Below are 6,071 nucleotides of genomic sequence, written 5' to 3'. Positions count from 1 at the left end.
GTTGAGAGCGATGAAGATGCCGAGCGGGATCTCGATGGCGAGGATGGTTGCGGAAAAGATCAGGTTGCGGACCATCGACAGCCAGAAGCGTTCCGACTCCAGGATTTCGGTGTACCAGTCCGAGCCGTTCCAGAAGAAGACGTTGTTTCCGAACGTGTCCTGCACCGAATAGTTGACCACCGTCATCAGCGGGATCACCGCCGAGAACGCCACCAGCAGGAGGACCGGCAGCACCATGAACCAGGCCTTGTTGTTCCAGGTCTTCTCCATCTAGGCCTCCATCTCGACACGCCAGGAATCGGCATAGATGTTGATGCCGGCCGGGTCGAACCGCACCTTCGGATCGGCAGGCAGGGTCTCGTCCTCACCGATCACGGCAGAGATATCGCGGCCTTCGAGCTTGGCGCGCACCACCTTGTGGCGACCGAGATCCTCGACCTTGCTGACCTGCACGGTCATGCCTTCGCGGCCGAGCCGGACATATTCGGGACGGATGCCGAGCTCGACGGCGCCGCTGGCTGCCTTGGGTGCGCCCGGCAGTTCGATGCGCTGCGAGCCGAGCGTCGCCGTCTTGCCGTCGATCGCCACCGGCATGACGTTCATGCCTGGCGAGCCTATGAAATAACCGACGAAGGTATGGCGCGGGCGTTCGAACAATTCGGCCGGTGTGCCGATCTGCACGATGCCGCCATCATACATGACCACGACCTGCTCGGCGAAGGTCAGCGCCTCGGTCTGGTCGTGGGTCACATAGACCATGGTGTAGCCAAAGCGGCGGTGCAACTGCTTCAGCTGCGAGCGCAGCACCCACTTCATGTGCGGATCGATGACGGTCAGCGGCTCGTCGAACAGGATGGCGTTGACGTCGGAGCGCACCAGCCCGCGGCCGAGCGAGATCTTCTGCTTCTGGTCGGCGGTCAGGCCCCTCGCCTTCTTCTTCGCCCACGACGCCAGATCGATCATCTCCAGCGTCTCGCGAACCTTGCGGTCGACATCGGCTTCCGGCACACCGCGGTTGCGCAGCGGGAAGGCCAGATTGTCGTAGACGGTCATGGTGTCGTAAATGACCGGGAACTGGAACACCTGCGCGATGTTGCGCTCCTGCGTCGACAAATTGGTCACGTCCTTGCCGTTGAACAGCAACTGGCCGTGCGAGGGGTGCAACAATCCCGAAATGATGTTGAGCAGCGTGGTCTTGCCGCAACCGGAGGGCCCGAGCAGCGCATAGGCGCCGCCGTCCTCGAAGACATGATGCACTTCCCGCAGCGCGAAATCGGCATCCTTCTGCGGGTTCGGCAGGTAGGAATGCCTGACATGGTTGACGTCGATGCGTGCCATCTCTTGCCCTCAAGCCGCCAGCTTCGGCGCAGTCACGGCGCTGCCGTGCTCGTCGAAAACCATGATGTGGCGCGGATCGATGAACACCTCGACCACCTCGTCCGGCTCGAAATGCCTGATACCATGGGTCAGCATGACCCAGCGCGCATCGGCGAAATCGAGATGGATGAAGCTCTCCGATCCGGTGATCTCGGTGATCGTCACCTTGGCGCGCACCGGTACGGCCGCCGCATTGGGCCGCTCGAGCGACAGGTGGTGCGGCTGAAAACCGATCGTGTACATGGCATCGGCAATGCCGGAGAGCTCGGCCGGCACCGGCAGGTTCACGCCGCCCTCGAGCAGGAAATCCCGGCCCTTCTTGGCAAGCACTATAGTATTGAGCGGTGGATCGGAAAATGTCCTGGCTGTCACCAGATCTACCGGCTTGCGGAACACCTCGATGGTCGGTCCGAACTGGGTGATCTTGCCTTGCGAAAGCGTCGCCGTGTTGCCGCCGAGCAGCAGCGCCTCGTGCGGCTCGGTCGTGGCGTAGACGAAGATGGTGCCGGCGGCGGCGAATATCCTGGGCAATTCGGCGCGCAGTTCCTCGCGCAATTTGTAGTCGAGATTGGCGAGCGGTTCGTCGAGCAGGACCAGGCTTGCGTTCTTGACGATGGCGCGCGCCAGCGCGGTGCGCTGCTGCTGGCCACCGGACAGGCTGAGCGGCGTGCGGTCGAGATAGGGCGTCAGCTTGAGAAGAGCCGCGGCTTCACGCACCTGGCTGTCGATCCTGGCCTGCTCGATGCCGGCCACCCGCAGCGGCGAAGCAATGTTCTCATAAACGGTCATCGCCGGATAGTTGATGAACTGTTGGTAGACCATGGCGATCTTGCGCTTCTGCACCGGCACACCGGTGACATTCTGGCCGTCGAACCAGATCGAACCGGAGGTCGGCACGTCCAGGCCGGCCATCAGCCGCATCAGGCTTGTCTTGCCGGAAAGCGTAGGTCCGAGCAGGACGTTGAGCGAGCCGTGCTGGAGCGTCAGCGACACGTCGCTTATATGCTCGACCGCGCCGACCGCCTTGGTGACGTTTCTCAGTTCCAGCATGACGCCTCCTCCCAGGCCTTCCGCATCAGCTCAAACCCCTCTTCATTCGGCAGCCGCGACATGGCGCCGGCTTATGCCGCGCATGAACTCATCGAGCGCCGCCACCTGCTCGCGGCTGAGATGCAGACCGCGCTTGGTCCGGCGCCACAATACATCTTCTGATGTGACGGCCCATTCGTTTTGAACGAGATAGCGCACCTCGGCCTCGTAGAGATCGGCGCCGAAGTTGCGGCCGAGATCGACGTTCGATTTGGCCAGCCCCAGCAGCATCCTCGCGCGGGTTCCATAGAGCCGGGTCAACCGGCGAGCCAGGCGCGCGTCGAGGAATGGATAAGCGGTTTTCAATTTCGCCACTTCGGCATCGAAACCGGTGGCCGGGAAATCGCCGCCCGGCAGCGGCGCGTTTGCCGTCCACGGCTTGCCGCGTTTGCCGAGAAAACTCTCGATCTTTTCCAGCATCGATTCCGACAGCCGGCGATAGGTGGTGATCTTGCCGCCAAAAGCATTGACAATTGGGGCGGCGCCGTCGCCGCCATCGGCCTTGAGCACATAGTCCCGCGTCGCTTCCTGCGCCTTGGAGGCTCCGTCATCATAGAGCGGACGGACGGCCGAATAGGTCCAGACGATGTCCGAGCGCTTGACGGGTTGGGCGAAATATTCGCTTGCCGCGGCGCAGAGGTAATCGATCTCGGTGTCGCTGATCTTCACGTCATGCGGATCGCCGGGATAATCCTGGTCGGTGGTGCCGATCAGTGTGAACTCTTCCTCATAGGGAATGGCGAAGATGATGCGGCCATCCTTGTTCTGGAAGAAATAGGCGCGTGGATCGTCGAACTTCCTGGCGATGACAATGTGGCTGCCCTGCACGAGGCGGACATTGTGCACATCGTTGAGCCCGACGACGCCGGACAGCACATGATCGACCCAGGGGCCGGCGGCATTGACCAGCAGTCGCGCCTTGATCTCCTCGGTCTCGCCGGTCTGCAGGTCCTCGATCTGGATTGCCCACAGGCCGTTTTCGCGGCGCGCGCCGGTCACTTTCGTGCGGGTGCGGACCGTGGCGCCGCGGTCGGCGGCATCACGCGCGTTCAGCGCCACCAGTCGCGCATCATTGACCCAGCCATCCGAATATTCGAAGGCCTTCTTGAACAGCGGCTTCAAAGGCTTGCCGGCCGGATCCCTGGCCATGTCCAGCGTCCGGGTCGCGGGCAGCAATTTGCGCCCGCCAATGTGATCGTAGAGGAAGAGACCGAGCCTGATCAGCCAGGCCGGACGCAGGCCTTTGGCATAGGGCAGCACGAACCGCATCGGCCAGATGATGTGCGGCGCGTTCTTCCACAAAACCTCGCGCTCCATCAGCGCCTCTCGCACCAGGCGGAATTCGTAGAATTCGAGGTAGCGCAGGCCGCCATGGATCAATTTGGTCGAACCCGAGGAGGTTCCGCTGGCTAGGTCGTTCATCTCGGCGAGAAACACGGAAAAGCCACGACCGACGGCATCACGGGCAATGCCGCAGCCATTGATGCCGCCACCTATGACGAAAATGTCACGGATCGGAGATGCGTCCACAATTCCTCCAACGATTTCGCATTGCACCATTTTTGGGCTTTTACGAAACCGTGTCGGAATTATTTCGAAATGATAACGAATGTCAAACGAAATATCACGAGCGCGTGATATCGGGCAGAAACCGCCTAGGCGAGCGACGTCTCGATCAACTGAACCTCGGCCTCCTGGCAGATCTTGCGCACTGACGGGATGTCGCAACGATCGGTGATGAAGGTGTTGACCTGCGACAGATGGCCGATGCGCACCGGTGCGGTTCGCTCGAATTTGGTCTGGTCGGAAACCAGGATGACATGCCTTGCATTGGCGATGATCGCCTGCGCCACCTTGACCTCGCGAAAATCGAAATCGAGCAAGGCGCCGTCATGGTCGATGGCGGATGCACCGATCACCGCATAGTCGACCTTGAACTGCCTGATGAAGTCGACCGCCGCTTCGCCGACCACACCGCCATCGGAACCGCGCACAACCCCGCCGGCGATCACCACCTCGATCGAGGGATATATCCGCATCCTATTGGCAACATTGATGTTATTGGTGATGACCATGAGCCCGTTGTGATCGAGCAACGCCTTGCTGACCGACTCGGTCGTGGTGCCGATGTTGATGAACAGCGAGGCATTGTCGGGGATCAGCCTGGCGGCCGCACGGCCGATCGCCTCCTTCTCGTCGGCGGCGATCTTGCGTCTCGCCTCATATTCCATGTTCTCGATGCCGGAGGGATACAACGCGCCGCCATGGATGCGCGAGAGCAGCCGCTGGTCGCACAAATCGTTGAGGTCCTTGCGTATGGTCTGCGGCGTCACATTGAAGTGGGTGGCCAGATCATCGACCAGCACGCGGCCATGATCCTTGGCCATCTGGATAATCTCGGCATGGCGCGGCGACAGATACATAGGCAACCTCCCGTTTTCGTTTTTCTTGTCTATAGTCGAAAACGAAACCGATGAAAAGGCATAAGCCGGCTAATGAAATGCATGTGATTGCCAAGGTGAATACGAACGCAAACCAGATTGTGCCCGATCAATCCATTGCGCGCGCGATTTCCGTGATGACGGTGAAGGCCGTATCAACATCGGCGGCGGTCGCCTCGAACTGTCCGACCTGGAACCGGATTGCGATCCTGCCATCGACCTTCGTCTGCGTCAGGTAGATGCGGCCATCGTCGTTGATCGCATTGACCAGGCGCAGATTGTGCTCGTCCGCGTCGGTTGCGATCTTGTGTCGGAACGAGAACAACGACAGCATCGGTTCGCTGACGATCTCGAAATCCAACTCCCTTGCCAGCCGCGCCGCCAGCGCTTCGCTCCACCCGACATGATTGCGGATCATCGTGCGCAGATTTTCCAGGCCATGGGCGCGCAGCAGGAACCACAATTTCAGCGCGCGAAATCGCCTGCCGAGCGGCACCGACCATTCGGAATAGTTGATGATGCCGTCGTGGCCGTGTGTCTTCAGATAATCCGGCTTGACGGCCAGCGTCCTCACATGGCTTTCGGGATCGCGCAGGAACTGGATAGAGCAGTCGAACTGGGCGCCCAGCCATTTGTGCGGATTGAAAACGATTGAATCGGCGCCTTCGACGCCTGTCCAGAAATGCCGATATTCCGGACAGATCATCGCCGATCCCGCCCATGCGGCGTCGACGTGAAGATAAAGCCCATGCCGCCGTGCGACCTCGACAACCGCTGCAATATCGTCGGCGCCGCCGGTGCTGGTGCCGCCGACGCAAGCGATGATGCCGGCCGGCAGCATGCCGGCTTCCCTGTCGGCGATGATTGCCGCCTCGAGTGCCGCCGTATCCATGGCGCGAAAGCGGCCGGCGACGGGAATGCGCACGAGATTGTCCTCGCCTATGCCGGACACCCAGATCGCCCGGTCAATCGAAGTATGCACCTGGTCGGAGGAGTAGATGCGCAGCCGCGCCTGCCCTGCCAGGCCTTGTTTGTTGCCTTGCCAATCGAGCGCCCGTTCGCGCATGGTCAGCACTGCGGCCAGTGTCGCCGACGAGGCTGAATCCTGGACTACGCCCGAGAAACCTTCCGGCAGGCCGAGCGCCTGGCGCATCCAGTCGACGG

5 protein-coding genes and 1 pseudogene are annotated in these 6,071 nt (G+C 61.2%); all 6 read right to left on the bottom strand.

The annotated features are described in order from the left end of the window. Positions 1 to 270, bottom strand: a pseudogene (locus EN939_RS17515) (sugar ABC transporter permease); the annotation flags it as partial. Beyond that, positions 271 to 1,338 (bottom strand): ABC transporter ATP-binding protein, encoded by a 1,068-nt coding sequence (locus EN939_RS17510; protein WP_127269024.1) that lies wholly within the window; start codon positions 1,336 to 1,338, stop codon positions 271 to 273. Positions 1,339 to 1,347: 9 nt separating this feature from the next. Further along, on the bottom strand, positions 1,348 to 2,427 hold the full coding sequence (locus EN939_RS17505) for an ABC transporter ATP-binding protein (RefSeq protein ID WP_127269023.1): 1,080 nt from the start codon (positions 2,425 to 2,427) through the stop codon (positions 1,348 to 1,350). Positions 2,428 to 2,469: 42 nt separating this feature from the next. Further along, the gene (gene glpD, locus EN939_RS17500) at positions 2,470 to 3,996 is read right to left on the bottom strand and encodes a glycerol-3-phosphate dehydrogenase (protein ID WP_127269022.1); all 1,527 of its coding nucleotides are present in this window, start codon (positions 3,994 to 3,996) and stop codon (positions 2,470 to 2,472) included. Between the two features lie 125 nt (positions 3,997 to 4,121). Next, positions 4,122 to 4,889: a DeoR/GlpR family DNA-binding transcription regulator gene (locus tag EN939_RS17495; RefSeq protein ID WP_127258922.1), complete on the bottom strand. Its 768-nt coding sequence runs from the start codon at positions 4,887 to 4,889 to the stop codon at positions 4,122 to 4,124. Positions 4,890 to 5,016: 127 nt separating this feature from the next. Beyond that, positions 5,017 to 6,071: pyridoxal phosphate-dependent decarboxylase family protein (locus tag EN939_RS17490; RefSeq protein WP_164751047.1), on the bottom strand; the 1,055-nt coding region annotated here is incomplete at its 5' end.

The organism is Mesorhizobium sp. M7A.F.Ca.CA.002.05.1.1 (assembly GCF_003998335.1).
In the GTDB taxonomy this organism is placed as follows: domain Bacteria; phylum Pseudomonadota; class Alphaproteobacteria; order Rhizobiales; family Rhizobiaceae; genus Mesorhizobium.
This window is presented reverse-complemented; position numbering and strand designations above follow the sequence as displayed.

Coding starts and splice junctions, on each gene's coding strand:
- EN939_RS17510 (WP_127269024.1), bottom strand. CDS start 1,338: ATGGCACGCATCGACGTCAACCATGTCAGGCATTCCTACCTGCCGAAC.
- EN939_RS17505 (WP_127269023.1), bottom strand. CDS start 2,427: ATGCTGGAACTGAGAAACGTCACCAAGGCGGTCGGCGCGGTCGAGCAT.
- EN939_RS17495 (WP_127258922.1), bottom strand. CDS start 4,889: ATGTATCTGTCGCCGCGCCATGCCGAGATTATCCAGATGGCCAAGGAT.